Annotated in this window: 16 protein-coding genes and 1 pseudogene; 16 read left to right on the top strand and 1 reads right to left on the bottom strand. The window is 42.3% G+C overall.

From position 1 onward, the window contains the following. Positions 1 to 20 precede the first annotated feature (20 nt). The 14 genes and pseudogenes from ABJ384_RS14880 to ABJ384_RS14815 all read left to right on the top strand — a co-directional run bounded on the left by ABJ384_RS14880 (position 21) and on the right by ABJ384_RS14815 (position 15,207). Positions 21 to 830 carry an SDR family oxidoreductase gene (locus ABJ384_RS14880; protein ID WP_349929872.1) on the top strand — a complete coding sequence of 270 codons (810 nt, stop codon included), beginning with the start codon at positions 21 to 23 and terminating at the stop codon, positions 828 to 830. 344 nt (positions 831 to 1,174) lie between these two features. Beyond that, complete coding sequence (ribA, locus tag ABJ384_RS14875) at positions 1,175 to 1,777, top strand: GTP cyclohydrolase II (protein ID WP_349929871.1); 603 nt, start codon at positions 1,175 to 1,177, stop codon at positions 1,775 to 1,777. A 792-nt stretch (positions 1,778 to 2,569) separates the two neighbouring features. Next, positions 2,570 to 3,127, top strand: coding sequence for a hypothetical protein (locus ABJ384_RS14870; RefSeq protein ID WP_092819581.1), 558 nt, complete (start codon positions 2,570 to 2,572; stop codon positions 3,125 to 3,127). 399 nt (positions 3,128 to 3,526) lie between these two features. Continuing rightward, on the top strand, positions 3,527 to 5,704 hold the full coding sequence (locus tag ABJ384_RS14865) for a TonB-dependent siderophore receptor (RefSeq protein WP_349929870.1): 2,178 nt from the start codon (positions 3,527 to 3,529) through the stop codon (positions 5,702 to 5,704). A gap of 87 nt (positions 5,705 to 5,791) precedes the next feature. Continuing rightward, positions 5,792 to 5,919: pseudogene (locus ABJ384_RS14860) on the top strand (transposase domain-containing protein); the annotation flags it as partial. A 520-nt stretch (positions 5,920 to 6,439) separates the two neighbouring features. Further along, complete coding sequence (locus ABJ384_RS14855) at positions 6,440 to 7,009, top strand: fimbrial protein (RefSeq protein WP_349929869.1); 570 nt, start codon at positions 6,440 to 6,442, stop codon at positions 7,007 to 7,009. Between the two features lie 100 nt (positions 7,010 to 7,109). Further along, on the top strand, positions 7,110 to 7,850 hold the full coding sequence (locus tag ABJ384_RS14850; RefSeq protein WP_349929868.1) for a molecular chaperone: 741 nt from the start codon (positions 7,110 to 7,112) through the stop codon (positions 7,848 to 7,850). Between the two features lie 19 nt (positions 7,851 to 7,869). Beyond that, positions 7,870 to 10,497, top strand: a complete 2,628-nt coding sequence (locus ABJ384_RS14845; RefSeq protein WP_349929867.1) for a fimbria/pilus outer membrane usher protein — start codon at positions 7,870 to 7,872, stop codon at positions 10,495 to 10,497. 43 nt (positions 10,498 to 10,540) lie between these two features. Further along, a complete protein-coding gene (locus ABJ384_RS14840) occupies positions 10,541 to 11,983 on the top strand; it encodes a fimbrial protein (protein ID WP_349929866.1) in 1,443 nt (480 codons plus the stop codon). Positions 11,984 to 12,006: 23 nt separating this feature from the next. Then, complete coding sequence (locus ABJ384_RS14835) at positions 12,007 to 12,744, top strand: molecular chaperone (protein WP_349929865.1); 738 nt, start codon at positions 12,007 to 12,009, stop codon at positions 12,742 to 12,744. 341 nt (positions 12,745 to 13,085) lie between these two features. Further along, positions 13,086 to 13,520 (top strand): arsenate reductase (glutaredoxin), encoded by a 435-nt coding sequence (gene arsC / locus ABJ384_RS14830; RefSeq protein ID WP_349929864.1) that lies wholly within the window; start codon positions 13,086 to 13,088, stop codon positions 13,518 to 13,520. Positions 13,521 to 13,637: 117 nt separating this feature from the next. Continuing rightward, positions 13,638 to 13,916, top strand: a complete 279-nt coding sequence (locus ABJ384_RS14825) for a metalloregulator ArsR/SmtB family transcription factor (protein WP_349929863.1) — start codon at positions 13,638 to 13,640, stop codon at positions 13,914 to 13,916. 9 nt (positions 13,917 to 13,925) lie between these two features. After that, positions 13,926 to 14,948: a permease gene (locus tag ABJ384_RS14820; protein ID WP_349929862.1), complete on the top strand. Its 1,023-nt coding sequence runs from the start codon at positions 13,926 to 13,928 to the stop codon at positions 14,946 to 14,948. 19 nt (positions 14,949 to 14,967) lie between these two features. Further along, positions 14,968 to 15,207, top strand: coding sequence for a thioredoxin family protein (locus tag ABJ384_RS14815; protein WP_349929861.1), 240 nt, complete (start codon positions 14,968 to 14,970; stop codon positions 15,205 to 15,207). Positions 15,208 to 15,285: 78 nt separating this feature from the next. On the opposite strand, the gene ABJ384_RS14810 is transcribed toward ABJ384_RS14815, so the two are convergent. Then, positions 15,286 to 15,741 (bottom strand): universal stress protein, encoded by a 456-nt coding sequence (locus ABJ384_RS14810; protein ID WP_349929860.1) that lies wholly within the window; start codon positions 15,739 to 15,741, stop codon positions 15,286 to 15,288. 187 nt (positions 15,742 to 15,928) lie between these two features. Between ABJ384_RS14810 and ABJ384_RS14805 the strand changes: the two genes are divergently transcribed. Continuing rightward, entirely contained in the window at positions 15,929 to 16,249 is a 321-nt protein-coding gene (locus ABJ384_RS14805; RefSeq protein WP_349929859.1) for a metalloregulator ArsR/SmtB family transcription factor, read from the top strand. A gap of 6 nt (positions 16,250 to 16,255) precedes the next feature. Continuing rightward, complete coding sequence (locus tag ABJ384_RS14800) at positions 16,256 to 16,726, top strand: arsenate reductase ArsC (RefSeq protein ID WP_349929858.1); 471 nt, start codon at positions 16,256 to 16,258, stop codon at positions 16,724 to 16,726. Positions 16,727 to 16,734 lie beyond the last annotated feature (8 nt).

Below are 16,734 nucleotides of genomic sequence, written 5' to 3'. Positions count from 1 at the left end.
AACAGAAAGAGAAATGATCTATGTCTAATTTAACCGCAGTTCTTCTTGGTGCAACTGGTGGCATCGGTCAGGCCATTGCAAATATTCTGGGGGAAAATGGTCTGAATCTGGTCTTGGTCGGACGCAATCAGCAGGCTTTGCAGCAGTTGAGTGAAAAATTGCTACAGCATTATCCGCAGTTGCAACTGCAGTTGATCCGCTGTGACCTGGCAGAGCAGAACAGCCGAGATGAGCTGATTCGTGCGCTGGCGGCGCTGAATACCCCAATTCACTATTATATTAATAATGCCGGCATTAATGATTTCAGCCTGTTTTCAACACAATCGCCCGATACGATGGAACAGATGATGCTGATTAATGTTGTGTATCCGTTGCAGCTGCTACAAGGCATTATTCCGCTAATGTCCCAAAGTCAGCCGAGCCAGATGATTCATATCGGCTCGACTTTAGGCAGTATCGGCTATCCGGGTTATGTGAGCTATTGTGCCAGCAAATTCGCCCTGCGCGGCGCGACTGAAGCCTTGGCACGAGAATATAGCAAGACGCCGATCAAATTCCGCTATTTCTCACCGCGGGCTACCAATACCGAAATGAATAACCCTGATGTGGTTGAAATGAATATCCGGTTAGGTACAAAGATTGACACACCAGAATTTGTGGCCCAGGAGTTTTATCAATTCTTGCAGAAGGATTGTCAGTCCTATCAGGTGGGCTATCCTGAAAAAATCTTCGTCAAGGTCAATCAGGTCCTGCCGAATATTGTGGCCAATTCTCTTCGGAAAGATCTGGATATTATTTATGAATATGCAGAAAAACAGAAAGAAGGCTGATGGTTCAACGCTGTTTGATGATGCAGTCTTTATTTCGACTCTTTTTGCATATCGTTACAGACTTTATTTTAAAGCCTGACTAAGCTTTGGGGTCGGGATTGGACTGCATCTTACGATTCAACTTTGAGCTGGTTGAATCAATTAATGCAGTCAAAGCAAGCATAAAAGTATGAGGCAATGGTTTCACATAAAATTCACTATGAAATCACTATGATTAAAGCGGAAATTTTGTATTTCCAAGATATGAAAATACGAAACAGATCTTAATTTAATTGATATGACATATCTTTTATTTTTTGATGAAGCGTGTTTTTACTGACTTTAAAACATAATGGGATGAATCAGTGGCGATAAAATTTGTTTCTAAATCTAAATTACCGACGGCTTTTGGTAATTTTGAGATTATAGCATTCCAAGATCAAAGTACTGGTGAAGAACATATAGCCCTTACTCAAGGACTAGAAGCGGCTCCTACAAAACCCGTATTAGTCAGAATGCATTCTGAGTGTCTCACAGGGGACGCTTTTGGTTCATTAAAATGTGATTGTGGCCCACAATTACATGCAACCATGAAAATGATTAATGATGCAGGGCAAGGGGTGATCTTGTATTTACGTCAGGAAGGTCGTGGCATAGGATTGACCAATAAAATTCGTGCATATGCACTGCAAGATCAAGGCCATGATACGCTTGATGCAAATTTGTTATTAAACTTACCCGCAGATGCTCGTCAGTATGACATGTGTGCGATTATGCTCGATTATTTACAAATCAAAGAGGTTAAGTTGATTACAAATAATCCACTTAAAATCAAGGCATTGACTGATTTAGGAATTAATGTGGTTAGCCGCGTTCCCTTGACGGTAGGCTTCAATCATTTTAATAAAGCTTATTTAGAAACAAAGCAGAAGCGTATGTCACATCTGTATGAAAACAGTGATTTTTAGCATAGCTTAAGTCTAAACATTTTAACTCTTCTTATCGTTTCTGTTGAAAATAGATCAGAATGACAGAAATTCTGATTTTGACTTTAATCGAGAAAGCTTTGCCTAGACAAAGCTTTCAGCACCACAGCTTAGCACTTAAGTAGCTGATTGGACTGTTCCCATTATCCTAGATAAAGCAGAATCTGATCCTCCAGGTGTAATTTGGGTAGTCTGCCTTTAGCTAGAACATGCTTATGCAATTGCTCAACCATTAAATAAAACGTTGACCATGAGATGCTCATAATCGCTTAAGCTGTGTTTCAGAAAGCTGTTTTGAGTCGATGTATTTCATCTAAAAATTATGCATGAATGTTAAAAATTCTACGGTACAAATAATTAACAACAAATAGCTTAATTTTTGATTTATGAAAGAGATCTTTTATATATCACATATTCTAAAGCTTTATTTTATGGAAATAAGGCGGTTAAAAAACCTTGCTGATTGGTTTAACTTCTGAAATCTATATTCATATTGCATTTTTTATTCCAAAATAACCTTTACCTGATTGAGAGACAACCGCCTATAACACTCTTAAAGGTATTATCTTTAGTTTAAAAGTTAAAAACTATAAAATTAAAAAGATACCCTCTTCATCTGAACGCTAGCTTTAAATCTCATACATTGACAAGACAATGGATAATATAAAAATAATGGATCATGGATTTTTAATTTAGTAAATAAAATTAATGTATAAGATGTGAAAGGCTAAAAGCTTGCTATAGTGTGCTGAATTTAGCTTTTTATATAGACTAATGTTAAATAATACTTATATTTTGTTTGGGGCAGTTTTAGGTTTAACGATTGCAAATGCGGCAGGAGCTGCAACTATAAGCATGAAGAATGATCGGTTGGGCTATTTAATACAACAGGTAGATTATCAGCATATAAATGACTCTCTTGAAAAATCTGAAAATCGGTTACTGGGACGTGCAAGCTGGGATATTCAATGCTGGGTAAAGAGTAGTGAAAATACTAAAATTTGCACAATGCGTAAAAACCATATTACGGTAATGCGTATGAACGATTCTTACAGCTTAAGTGTTGGCATAAACCATGCAAAAAATTCTATTACACTACTTAAAGTAGATAATAATAGTGTTTTGCAGGCGCGTGAGGGTTTATACCGTGACGCTCAAGCCATTATAGATCAGTTCAAGCGTGGCTTTGAGGTAAAAACCGAGTTTAATGTATCTCATAATGCTAAACCGGTTGTGAATGAAGTTTCATTAATTGGTTTTTCTGACGCATTTAATGATATGCAGCAGCAGTATAGTAAGCTGAATCATTTAGATTTACAGCGCAGGCTTTAATAAAACTAATAGCCTGTTGTCTTTGAATAAAAGGCACAGGCTAAGCAATACCGTTCTTGTGATTTAATGCTAAATCCAATCAAAAGACAAACAAGGCCAAAATCAAACTTGGTCCGAGGCGATTCAGTATTCTCAAATCAGGTCTCAGATATATGCAGGTATGGCGCTATTCAACAGGCTGAATGAATGATGTAAACCTTTCACAGCAAGTTGCAGTTTAAATCTGAATAGTGGAGGGATAAACCCAATCCAAAATCCTGGTTTAAAAAGCCGTATCGGAAGCATGATAAAAAAATCTCGGATATGGTGTAGAAATGCTTGTTCAATTTGAGAAAATTGTGAATACTCATGCCCGCAAATTCATGCTGCAAGATTATCTTTTGGGGTTGGACAATTACTGTGAAAACGTATTCATTTTCTCATTTACAAAAAGCATTGCTGGCTGCGGGTTCATTTTCATGTCTAGGCTTAAGCTTAAGCCCGGTATGGGTACATGCTGCAAATGAGAATGAGATCTCGCAACTGGAAAAGCTCACAGTGACTGCACAAACGGCCTATGACCAACCTCAGGTGAATTTATACGGTTTTAGCCAGCAAAATCTGGCTGAAATTCCGGCATCGCTCAGCACAATCACAGCCGAGCAGATCGCTGATCAGCACGCCAAAACCCTGACGGATGTAGTTAAAAATGACGCTGCAGTAGGGGATGGCTATGCACCGATTGGCTATTATCCGAACTTTGTTATGCGTGGTTTTGCCTTAAACCTGGGATCCAGCTATTTACTCAATGGTCACTTGCTGCGCGGTGAGCAAAATGTGGCGCTTGAAAACAAAGAACAGGTCGAAATTTTAAAAGGGATCAGTGCGTTTCAAAGTGGCATGGCAACCCCGGGTGGTGTAGTGAACTATGTGACCAAACGCCCCCAAGACATTCACTCACTTACTGTTGAAGCCGACAGTCATGGTGGTAATCGCGTGGCAACGGACTTGGGCGGTTTCCTTGGAGCAGATCAACAGTTTGGTTATCGAGTCAATTTGGCGCATGAAGAGATTCATCCTTATGTGGAACATGCCGATGGCAAGCGCGTATTTGGTGCTTTGGCTTTAGACTGGAAAATCTCGGATCGATCAAAACTGGAATTTGATATCGAATCGCAGCGCCAACGTCAACGCTCCGTACCTGGCTATCAGTTGCTGGATGGTAAAACAGTACCCACTGGCATTGAATGGGACCGTTTGCTGGGTTATCAAAGCTGGAGCCAACCGGTGACCAATGAAAGTTTGAATACCAGCTTAAAATATATTCACCAGATCAATGACAACTGGACAGCTAATCTGGCTGCTTCGCAAAGCCGTGTGACGGTGGATGATTATTCGGCATTTCCGTGGGGATTTGGTTTAAGTAATACCTTTGACCAAAATGGCAACTATGATATTTATGATTTTCGTAGTCCGAATGACAGCTATCTGACCAATCAGCTTAAAGCTGGATTAAATGGTCAATTCAACACTGGAGCATGGCAACATACGCTCAGCTTGGAACTATCACAAACCTATAAACGGCATGCACAATATGATGCTACTAATAGTATGGTTTGGGTAGGTACAGGAAATATTTATAGTGATCCTATCATCGTACCCCCTAATGACAGAACTCTAGGCAATCATTACAAATCACTGGATAGTCAGCACACGGCCTTGAACTTACTCGACCAGATTGATTTCAATCAGGCGTGGTCCGTTTTGCTGGGTGGCAAACTCTTGCATGTAAATGAAAGTGCTTATAATGCGAATGGCAACAACATCCGCGATACCGATTTGACTCGCTTCCTGCCGCAGCTGGCCTTGATGTATCAGCCTGGTGAACACACCCATCTGTATGCGTCTTATGCCAAAGGTTTGAGTGACGGTGGACAGGCGCCTTGGTATGCTCTGGGTAATCCTGATAAAGGTATCGAAGGTAATGCTGGCGTAACTTTAGCGCCAGTACATTCCACCCAGTATGAATTAGGGATTAAGCAGCAGTGGAAAAAGTTACTCTTTACCGCGGCAGTGTTTGATTTAACCCAAGACAATCAATATACCAACTCAGACAATTATTATGTGAATGAGGGGGAGCAGCATAATCTGGGTCTGGAACTGGGTCTACAAGGGCGCGTAGGTCAGAATCTAGATCTGAACTCGACTTTGGCACTTACCCGTTCACGTCTCACAGAAATACAAACAGCTGAATATCAGGGTCATCAAACTCAAAATGTACCCACTGTCCGCTTCGTCAGCCATCTATCTTATCAATTGCCGCAAGTAGAGGGATGGCGTTTATTGGCCGGTATGCAGTACAGCAGCAGTAAATATGCCAACAAAACAGGCACCGTAAAAGTACCTGCTTATACCGTATTTGATGCAGGTACAAGCTATAACTTTCGGGCTTATGGCTATGACAATATGCTGCGCTTCAACATAGATAACCTGTTCAATAAGAAATACTGGCGAGATGTGGGTAGTTTCTTCGGTGATGACTATTTGTTCCTTGGGGCACCACGTACCGCACAACTGTCATGGACTGTAAATTTCTAATTTGACCTTAGATTTTGCTATAGAAAACTGTCTGAGTGTTTGATAGGACCATTGCTCAGCGAGCCCATGAGCTGCCAATATGATGCTTTAATCCAGTCAGCGGAACTGTGCTGATTGGATCCATAGCCGATTTGAGTGATGTATTGAAAAGAGTGCCGACACAGAAAATCAGCCAGATTGAAAAATTGTTGTCGCATACGTGGAAGCCTTTCTGACTCCAGCAGGTTTTACCACAGGCTGACTCAAGGGTGATAAAAAGGTGCGACTGACGGTGTCGGGTATACGCTTGCAATCAAAGACATATTACATAGTAGGCAACGTTTATGCCCATCAACATTGTATATCTTGGCAGGACATTCTTGATAGGCAGTAATTTCAAGAACCAGAGATCTGAATAAAACCATCACTCAGACATTCTGCCGTTTTCACTGATCATTATTAAGAATCTACCTGTAGATTGGAATCTAAGAGATACTTTTATTCAAGACAAGAGCATTAACCCAGACTTCGCTATATTTTGATAGCCTTAACAGTTTTTAGAAATCATCAGCAACAGTTCAGTCATATTTGAAGTCTCTTTTTAAAGTCTAACAGGCCCTCTATTTTTCTGCAAAAAAGGCTTTTTCTTCTACATCTATGGTGTTATCTTGTTGAAAATGATTTAAAAGTTTCGTTAATTTTCACTTAATAACAGCGCGTACATCTACCATATTATATAGGAACAGGGGAATTTTTATGAAATTAAAACAGATATTACTGGCTGGTATTGCTGCTGGAGCAGCAAATATGGCAATGGCTAATACAGGTACAATTACATTCAGTGGTCAAGTTGTGGATAGTACTTGTGCAGTAACAGTTAATAACACTACTGCCAGTGCTACCGTAACGTTGCCAACAGTGAAAATTCAAGAGTTAGCTAATGCAAATGATACTGCAGGGGCTACACCTTTTACCATAGACGTAACCGGTTGTACTGCCATTACCACTCCACTCATTACATCGATTAAAACGCGTTTTTTAGCGCAGAACGTGAATGGAGCAAATTTAGCTAATACAGCCGGCACTACCCCTGCAACGAAGGTCGCGATACAACTTTTGCAAGATACAGGAGTGATTGGTAGCACAGGTGATACAGCATTAAACTTTACTACAGGATATGCTGAATCTGGTACTCAACCATTAGCAGATGCTATAGGTTTAGGAGTAGTAAAATTTCCTTTCGTAGCACGATATATTGCAGTAGAAAATGGAGTCACCGCTGGTACTGTGCAAGCAATTGTAGACTATGAATTAGTTTACGAATAAAACATTTATAAACGATCTGACATATATTGATCTTTACTTATTTCTAGATATGTGTCAGATAATTTCAGTAAAAATATAAAAAAATGCAGGAATCCAAACCGTGTTTCGTTATGCTTTTATATTAACTTTATTGGCTTCCATAGTTTCCACGCAGTCTTGGGCGAATATTGTAATGGTCGGGACGCGAGTTATTTTTCCTGCGGAAAGCAATGAAAAGACCCTGCAGTTCAGTAATAATGGTGACATCCCCTATATTGTGCAAATTTGGCTGGATCGGGGGAACGATGCATCTACGCCTGAAAATGCCGATGCTCCTTTTGTAGTGAATCCCCCGTTATTCCGTATTAATCCGCATAAGGGGCAAATGGCGCGCCTGATTTATGTACCTCAGACTGCCTTGCTGCAGGATCGTGAATCCATTTTTTATCTGAATTTCAAACAGATTCCCGCTTTACAGGAAAGTTCGGCTGACCAAAATAAGCTAATTTTTCTGGTCAAGAACCGCTTAAAAGTTTTTTATCGTCCTAAAACCATTGTTGGCAATGTTGAAGCCATGCCGCAAAAATGGACTTTCAACCTGCAGCAAAATGCAAAAGGCAGCACGGTGACCGTGCATAATCCGACCGGGTATTATGCCAACCTGACCACAGCGACCCTCAAAGTCAAACAGCAAAGCTATAGTATTGACCCGAAATCTGTTGCCATGATTGCCCCATACAGCAGTGCAACCTGGCCACTGCCTAAAAAAGTAACGGTGGATCAAGATAGTGTGCTGAGCGTGACGTATGTGAATGATTATGGTGCCATAGCCAGACAGGACATTCCTGTACAACAGCCTTAGCGTCGCGTAAGGATAAAATATGGAGAGAACACTTCCCTTATTCTTACCATTCTGTTTATCCTTAATGATTCACTGTATCTGCTTACAGCAAGCATCTGCTCAGGAACAGCCATTGGCTGTCAGCACAAATAGTAACTCACTTACACAGGCGTATAGCAAACAGCCGACAAAAGAGACCTTTACTTTTGATCCGCATTTATTTCAAGGCAGTAGCTTAAGTGCTGCAATGATTGAACGCTTTAATCAGGCAGACCGGATTGAAGCCGGGGTCTATAAAGTTGATATCTACATCAATGATCGTTTTTTGGAACGGCGCAGTATCCCGTTTATTGACAATCAGGCAGCCACACAGGGAGTGGATGCCTGTTTATCTACCGAACTGCTAGAACAAGCCGGTGTTTTGGGAGATGAAGCATACCGTAAACAGCAAGCCAGTATCCCTGAACTTCCTCCATGTTTAACCATCACCCAGGTTGCAACAGGCAGTAGCAGCCATTTTGATTTTTCCTTGTTACGTCTGAACCTGATGGTGCCGCAACGTTTCATGAAAAATTTGCCACGAGGCTATGTCAATCCAGCTGATCTGGATAGTGGCAGCAGTATTGGTTTTGTCAATTATATGGGCAACTATTATTATTCGCAGAGCCGTTTAAGTCATCAGAATAATAATGAATCTGCCTTTATGAGTTTTAACGGCGGGATCAATCTGGGCAAATGGCAATATCGGCAGCAATCCAATTTGTCCATGAATAATGAGCATGACACGACCTGGCGTCATCTTCGCAGTTATGTGCAACGTCCAGTGGATAAGTTGAAGTCCCAACTGCTCCTGGGACAGCAGTATAGCTCAGGACGTTTTTTGTCCGGATTGGCTTTTCAGGGACTGAGTCTGCAAACAGATGAACGAATGCGGCCAGATTCAATGCGCGGTTATGCGCCTGTGATTCGCGGCATCGCCCAAAGCAATGCCAAAGTGTCGATTGAACAGAATGGCATCGAGATCTATCAAATTACGGTGGCTCCTGGCCCCTTTGAAATTAATGACCTCTATCCGACCAATTATGATGGCAATTTGACTGTGATTGTCACCGAAGCCGATGGTTCCAGACATTCTACAGAAGTTCCCTATGCGGCGGTTCCGACCTCTCTACGTGCCGGATTGTCGAATTATAGTCTGGCACTGGGCTGGACTGATCTGGATCAAACCCACGATGCTTTTTTTTCAGATATCAATTATGAATATGGGGTCAGCAACAGTATTACCGTGAATGGTGGTATACGGTTTGCCGATGCTTATCAGGCACTGGCAGTCGGTGGCGTTTATGGCAGTTTCCTGGGCGCTTTGGGTGCCAATTTGACCTACTCGCGAGCCGAGTTACCAAGTATGGATGGACAGGAATCCACCGATGGCTGGATGACCAATCTGACGTACAGTAAGACTCTGCAACCTACCAAGACCACGATTACCCTGGCGGGCTATCGCTATTCGACCAGTGGCTATCGTGAATTCAGTGATATTTTAAGATCCCGCTATGCCTGGGAGCAAGGCAGTCTGTGGAGTTCATATAGCAACCTGCAACGCTCACGTTTTCAGATTAATCTGAGTCAGCCCTTGGGAAGTTATGGTTCATTCTATTTATCTGGTTCTACCCAAGACTATCGGGATGGACGCCAACGCGATACATCGCTGCAAGCCGGCTATCAAAAATCTTTTGGTATTCTGAGTGTTAATCTAAATTATACCCGGCAAAAATTGCATAGCCTTCAGGGTGGTTCGGTCAAGCAAGAGCATTTTGACAACTTTGGTGGTCTGAGCCTGTCTTTCCCGCTCGGTTCAAACCGGGGCAGGCTGACGCCGAACTTGAACGCAAACTATAATCGCAGCAATGACAGTGATAACTATCAGGTTGGCATTAGCGGTGCCTTAGATGAAGACTATAGTTTGAGCTATAACCTGGGCATGAATGGCGGCGGACAGTCGAATGACCAGACTTATAATGCCGGCTTGTACAAGCGGCTGTCGAAAATGTCGCTGGGCCTGAATAGTGCCTATAATCAGCAATACTGGCAAAGTTCTCTCAATGCCAGTGGTGCCTTGGCCATTCATGCTGGTGGAATTACATTGGGCTCTTATCTCGGCGATACCTTTGCCCTGGTTGAAGCCAAAGGTGCCAAAGGTGCCAAAATTGTCAGTTCCCCAACTAACAGGATTGATCGTTTTGGTTATGCCTTGGTCCCGAGTATCAGTCCTTATCGCTACAATACCATCGCCCTTGACCCGCAAGGAGTGTCCGGCAATATCGAATTGGAAGGTGGTGAACAGCGTATTGCACCCTATGCCGGTGCTGCAGTCAAAGTGAACTTTAAAACCCGTTATGGCTATAGTGTGCTGATACAAAGTAGGTTAGCTGAAGGGCAAAATATTCCGATGGGGGCAGATGTCCGCAATGAAGCCGGTGAAGTGATTGGCATGGTCGGACAGGCTGGGCAGGCTTATGTACGCGTTGAACAGCCACAAGGTACACTGACTTTCGATTGGGGTGATGATGCCGGACAACGTTGCACAATGCCTTACCGTATTGACCGTCAGCAGCTAGAACAACCGATGATTAAACTACAACTACAATGCATTGTAGAGAATGAATAATATGAATGATAAATTTTACATTGTGCTCAAACTTGTTTTTGTAATGTTCTTAATGAGTATTGGTATTACTGTACAGGCACAGTGCATATTTGTCGACTATCGTGATGGTAGTGAAGGAATACTGGAAGCTAATAAGGTTACTGATACTGGGGATACTGCTGCAGCAAAAATTCCAGTAGGAAATTTGCATCTCTACAATGATACGATTCAACCACTAGGGACTAAGCTTGCAGAGATCATGGTCTCTCCAATGGAATATAAAGTTAGAAATGCCGGATCCGAAACAATTTTATGGCGCTGTGCCCCGACTACGAACAATATGAGTGACGTGCGGTTCCTGGTCGCCACTAATGGAAATGCATTACATGGAGGGCAGGAATTAGTACAAAGTATAGATGTTGGTGGTCAGACCAATGTTTACTATACGGGATTTCATGGAATTGGCATTCGTCAGACTATGGCCGGTGTTACGTTAACAAGAACTTGGAAAACTGTGCCGGTAAGCTATGATATAGGGACATATACGGGTTCTGTCAGCAATGCGACTCAATGTCCTTCGGGCTGGTATTGTATCCGTTTAAAACATATTCCAAATTTAACAGCCGAATTTTTTAAAGTCGCTGGCACCCCAAACAGTGGATCATGTGGTGATGTGGAAAATTCAGGTAACTATTCCTGTAAAGAGCCTTCAGCCTATATTCAGTTGGCTGATAGTTTAGCAATTGGTGGACCTGTGCCTTTTTCTAACGATGTAGAAGGGCAAGATTCCAGATACTTGTTGACTTTTTTAGGGGTGAATAACGGTTTTGGTTATACCTTATACAATGCAGCAAACCTTGTCCCTGCTGTAAATACCTGCTGGGCGACTACAGCTAATACTCAGACCGTTACCTTCCCTACAACTTCGACAACACATCTGGAGTCTGGTGGGCAGGTAGCCACAAACTTTAACATTCAGATTGGATGTACCGGGAATGTGACTGCTGGACTGAACGCTGGTCAATTCGCTGTGGGGATTCAGGCTTCTCAAGCCAGCTATACTCAGGCACAAGCTTTAGGATTGGTCAATGCCAATCAGGGATTAACTGCATTGGTCTCCGATGACTATTCTACCAATGCAGCTCGAGCTAAAAATGTCGGGATTTTCCTCTACAAAGATGGTGGTAGTACACTGATGAACTTTGTAGGACAGCCAGGTTCGACTGGTAGTAACTTCCCCGAGACCAATGCAGAGCTTCTATCTACTGCTTGTAGCTGGAATAATCCTGTCATTGCAGGGACAGGTAGTGGGGTTTGTTATCTAGCGATTAATTTCCCGCACGGTAATAATGCGGGGTGGTATGCATTTTCAGAGCTTACGCAATCTTCTGGAGACAAGATCACTAATATTCCATTACGTGCAGTGCTAAAAAAACTTCCTTCTGCCGGAACAGTGACAGCGGGTTCGGTGTATTCAACTGCCCATGTGCTGGTAAAAATGCAATGAAGTTCATTTTGAGCTTATGTTGTATGTATTATTTACTTACTTACAGTGTAGTACAGGCTGGTATTTTGCCTGCCTCTAGCCGGGTCATTTATGCAGAACAGAGCAGGGAACAATCCTTGCTACTGGCCAATAGCAATGACTACCCAAGTATTGTGCAAACGTGGGTAGATGATGGCTCCGGTAATCTCGATCTTGCCAAAGCCCCTTTTATAGTGTTGCCGGCAATATTTAGGATGAACCCCAAAGGTATACAGGCAATACGCATTGTGCAGAATGGCGAAGCCATGCCTGCCGATCGTGAATCAGTCTATTGGCTCAATCTTTATGAAATTGCGGGTAAGACACCTGAACAAAGTCAGCCAGTGAGCGAAAATCAGGCGCGTTTAGATCTTGCCATGAATACCCAGCTGAAAATTTTTTATCGCCCAGCCAACTTGGCCAAAATGAATATTGAACAAATTGCTGCACAGTTACGCTTTTCCTTACAACAATCTGCAGGGCAGTGGTTTTTAGTTTGTCATAACCCTACACCCTACCATATTTCATTTACCGGACTAAAAGTGATCCAGGGTCAGCAATCTAGAATTGTTGCAAAACAGATGGATATGATGACCCCTGCACAAGCGAATCGTATCTATCCCTTAGAGCAGGCTCCGCAGTCTACCGAATTTGATCGCATTGAATTCACACTTTTGGATGATCAGGGAACCATGCACAATGGTCTATTTGATCCGAAAATGAATCACACGCAGCTAAAATAAAATTGTTTAGCAACAATCAAGGGCTGTTTGCTGAAAATTTACTAATTATTTATATAAAAATTAATAGTCTAAGTAAAGTTGCAGAGCTGCGAAAGTTGTTTTAATGATTATTGTTGTTCCACAGTCAATACCGACTTATTGTTTCAAGCTTTTTTGTAGCGTATTTGAATAAATTTATAGCCATATCCAATACCTAAATATGAGATGACCGTACTTGGAAGCAGCGTCAAATGTTTGTAGACACTCATTCTCAGGTGAATGGTACAAATGAATATATTTCATGTTGCGAATATGCGTATATTCATATATAAAGCTATGATTCATTGATAAGGGTAAAGCTCATGGATCAAATGCCAAAAGTGCAAATTTATCATAACCCAGCATGTGGAACTTCACGTAATACATTGGCGTTAATTCGCAATGCAGGAATTGAGCCGGAAGTGATTGAATATCTGGTTACGCCACCCTCTAAAGATCAGCTGGTCAATATGATTCGGGACGCCGGTTTAACGGTTCGTGAAGTCTTGCGTAAAAATGTCGATCCCTATGCCGAGCTGAATATGGATGATGCGAGCTGGAGCGATGAGAAACTGATTGAGGCCATGCTGCAACATCCAATCCTGATCAACCGTCCGTTGGTGGTCACCGAGCTTGGAACGCGTTTATGCCGTCCTTCCGAAGTCGTGCTGGATATTCTGCCTTTGCCGCAATTAGGAGCCTTTGCCAAAGAAGATGGTGAAGTCATTATTGATGAACAGGGTAATCGGCTGAAATAAAGCGTCTTGGATAGAAAAAAGCCCTAATTTGATTAGGGCTTTTTTTTGTGAAAATACATTGACGATGATCAATATAATTTACATACTGGTGAAATAGGTCCTTGATGGATAAAGGAATTGGATCATCAGCAAGCAGTTTCCCTGTATCAGGTTTTGACGGATAAGACCCGTCTTCAGATTTTGCAAATGTTACAGGCAGGGGAGTGTTGTGCATGTGAATTGCTGAAGAATCTGGCCATCACCCAGTCCACTTTATCGCATCACATGAAGTGTTTGACTGAATCGGGTCTGGTTAAAGGCAGAAAAAACGGACGCTGGATACACTATTCACTGAATCCCATCCGTGCTCAAGAACTGTCTCTATTTACACAAGCACTATTATTCCCCCAAGACTAGGAGATTTAAATGGATCAAATAATTGCCCTCTTTGCTTGGTTGAATAACGCTCTGCTCAAAATGACCTGGTTGTCAGAGGGTGTGCGCTGGCTGGTCGAAAATGTCTTCGGTTTATCGGTCGCAACCCGTCTGGGTGGCAGTATTCACTTCTTTATCTATGATGTCTTCAAAATCTTTATTCTGCTCTCGGTTCTGATCTATACCCTGTCGTATATTCAAAGTTATTTTCCGCCTGAACGTACCCGGCAGATTTTAGGCCGGATGACCGGGATCAAAGCCAATATCATGGGGGCCTTACTCGGCACCATTACCCCATTTTGTTCCTGTTCTTCCATTCCTCTGTTTATCGGATTTACCCGTGCCGGACTACCTGTGGGGGTAACCTTTTCATTTCTGATCTCATCTCCACTGGTCGATCTGGCTTCGATTATTTTATTGGCCAGTATTTTTAACTGGAAAATCGCCATGGTCTATGTACTACTGGGTTTAGTGCTGGCGGTATTGGGCGGATCATTGATTAGCTATTTGAAAATGGAAAAGTATGTGGCGGAATTTGTGACCCATCATCAGGCCATTCAGGGAGAAGAGGAAGATTTCAGTATGACCGCGAAAGAGCGGCGAGCATTTGCCTGGGAACAGGTGGTGGAAATTTTTAGCAAGGTCTGGATGTATGTGTTGATTGGTGTAGGGATCGGCGCAGCGATTCATAACTGGATTCCTGAACAGTGGATTACCGCCTTACTTGGTCAGGAACACTGGTATTCTGTGTTAATCGCTACGGTCGTTGGTATACCGATGTATGCGGATATCTTTGGCACCCTGCCGATTGCGGAAGCTTTGGTGGCGAAAGGCGTGGGGCTAGGTACAGTATTGGCCTTTATGATGGCGGTGACCGCGCTTTCCTTGCCTTCCTTGATCCTGTTAAAACAGGTGGTGAAACTTCCTTTACTCAGCCTGTTTGTTGGGATCGTATTCGTCGGGATTTTGGTCATCGGCTACAGTTTAAATAGTTTTGGTTACTGGTTTTTATAAAACGCGTGGAGAATAAGAGATGCAAATTAAAGTCGTGGGTACAGGCTGCCGTAAATGTAAGGCACTTTTAGCAGCAACCGAAGAAGCCGTCAAAACTACCTGTGTCCAAGCGGACATTGAATATGTCACGGATATGATGAAAATCGCGGAAACAGGTCTGTTAAGCACACCGGGATTAATTATTGATAATAAAATCGTTTCTAGCGGTAAAGTGTTGGAAGCTCAAGCCGTAGCGGAACTGATTGAGAAAAATAAATAAGCCCAAAATACATTTTCTGTAAAAAACCAGTAGCTCAGACTACTGGTTTTTTTATGGCGTGAACCGAAATCAGGTCAGTTATTGCTTAACGATTAATATGGGGACTTGGGACAACTTTAATACTTCTTCAGCCACACTGCCTAAAGCTAGTTTCTGGACGCCTTTACGCCCATGTGATCCCATCACAATCAGCGAAGCAGCGAGTTCTTCAGCCACATTCACAATAGTTTGTGCAGACACTTCAGCTTTAACGAGTTTGGTTTCAACCTCACGTGCACCTGAATCGACCGAAAGTTTTTGTGCATCTGCTAAGGCCTTTGTTGCATTACCACACGCTTCATCAAAAAATGCTTTCATGGTCGTTGCGTCTGCACCGAAGTAATAAAAATCGGTATTGGCAAAAGGATTTTCTTCAACAATGCTGATGACAATCAGCTTGCTGTCCAGGGCATTTGCCATAATGGCGGCCTCTCTGACTGCTGCAAGTGCCTGATCAGAACCGTCAATCGGCACTAAAATATTTTTATCAGTCATTCGATATTCCTTAAATTTTCTAATCGTTAAAATTTTCTTTATTCATAACACAGCCGAGAAAAGCGGACAATTTTTTAAATTGACCTCTTTCAAACCACATTATAATCCTTCCTTTATAATTTTTAACTTGTACTATTTACTATATATATGGATATGTATATATTTGAATAATAGAATGGGAGCAGCTATGGACCACGTTCAGTTTTTTAAATGTTTATCTGATGAAACGCGTCTCAGTATTGTCCTGCTGATTGCGAAAAACAAAGAGCAATGCGTCTGTGATCTGACCGATAAACTGCAGTTAAGCCAGCCGAAAATTTCACGTCATCTGGCCTTGTTACGGTCTTGTGGCTTGTTGAATGATCGTCGGCAAAGCCAGTGGGTGTATTACAGCATCAATCCGCAATTACCAGCCTGGTGTTTTGAAATTCTGGAGGTGCTGAAACGTAGTGATGTTCCGGTTTTATTTAATCCTTCCGCTCTGTCGATTCAGAGCCATTGCGAGTAAATTTTCATGAAATTTTTGTTTTTGTGCACCGGTAACAGTTGCCGAAGTATTCTATCTGAAGTTTTGTTTAACAGCCGTGCACCAGAAGGCTGGATCGCTTACAGTGCGGGCAGCAAACCTTCCGGTCAGGTGCATCCTTTAACAATTAAAACCTTGCATAATCTTGGTTTATCTACCGAAGGCTTGTCGAGCAAAACTATCGATGTCTGCGAGCAATATGAGCCAGAAGTCGTGATTACCGTCTGTGATGCAGCTGCACAGGAAGCTTGCCCATTGTATTTGGGTGGCGCAATCAAGGCGCATTGGGGCTTATCTGATCCTTCACATCTGGATTTACCCAAAGAAGAAAAATTACAGGCCTTCCTAACCACTGTGGATCATATCAATAAACGTCTGGATGCTTTATTTGCTTTGGATAGCCAAAAAATGAGTCGTCCTGAGCTTATTGCCGCAATCAATCAAATTTCCCATCTTTAATCGAGCAG

Source organism: Acinetobacter sp. A1-4-2 (assembly GCF_040233925.1).
Classification (GTDB): Bacteria; Pseudomonadota; Gammaproteobacteria; order Pseudomonadales; family Moraxellaceae; genus Acinetobacter.
This window is presented reverse-complemented; position numbering and strand designations above follow the sequence as displayed.

Coding starts and splice junctions, on each gene's coding strand:
- ABJ384_RS14880 (WP_349929872.1), top strand. CDS start 21: ATGTCTAATTTAACCGCAGTTCTTCTTGGTGCAACTGGTGGCATCGGT.
- ABJ384_RS14870 (WP_092819581.1), top strand. CDS start 2,570: ATGTTAAATAATACTTATATTTTGTTTGGGGCAGTTTTAGGTTTAACG.
- ABJ384_RS14855 (WP_349929869.1), top strand. CDS start 6,440: ATGAAATTAAAACAGATATTACTGGCTGGTATTGCTGCTGGAGCAGCA.
- ABJ384_RS14845 (WP_349929867.1), top strand. CDS start 7,870: ATGGAGAGAACACTTCCCTTATTCTTACCATTCTGTTTATCCTTAATG.
- ABJ384_RS14840 (WP_349929866.1), top strand. CDS start 10,541: ATGTTCTTAATGAGTATTGGTATTACTGTACAGGCACAGTGCATATTT.
- ABJ384_RS14835 (WP_349929865.1), top strand. CDS start 12,007: ATGTATTATTTACTTACTTACAGTGTAGTACAGGCTGGTATTTTGCCT.
- arsC (WP_349929864.1), top strand. CDS start 13,086: ATGGATCAAATGCCAAAAGTGCAAATTTATCATAACCCAGCATGTGGA.
- ABJ384_RS14820 (WP_349929862.1), top strand. CDS start 13,926: ATGGATCAAATAATTGCCCTCTTTGCTTGGTTGAATAACGCTCTGCTC.
- ABJ384_RS14815 (WP_349929861.1), top strand. CDS start 14,968: ATGCAAATTAAAGTCGTGGGTACAGGCTGCCGTAAATGTAAGGCACTT.
- ABJ384_RS14810 (WP_349929860.1), bottom strand. CDS start 15,741: ATGACTGATAAAAATATTTTAGTGCCGATTGACGGTTCTGATCAGGCA.
- ABJ384_RS14805 (WP_349929859.1), top strand. CDS start 15,929: ATGGACCACGTTCAGTTTTTTAAATGTTTATCTGATGAAACGCGTCTC.
- ABJ384_RS14800 (WP_349929858.1), top strand. CDS start 16,256: ATGAAATTTTTGTTTTTGTGCACCGGTAACAGTTGCCGAAGTATTCTA.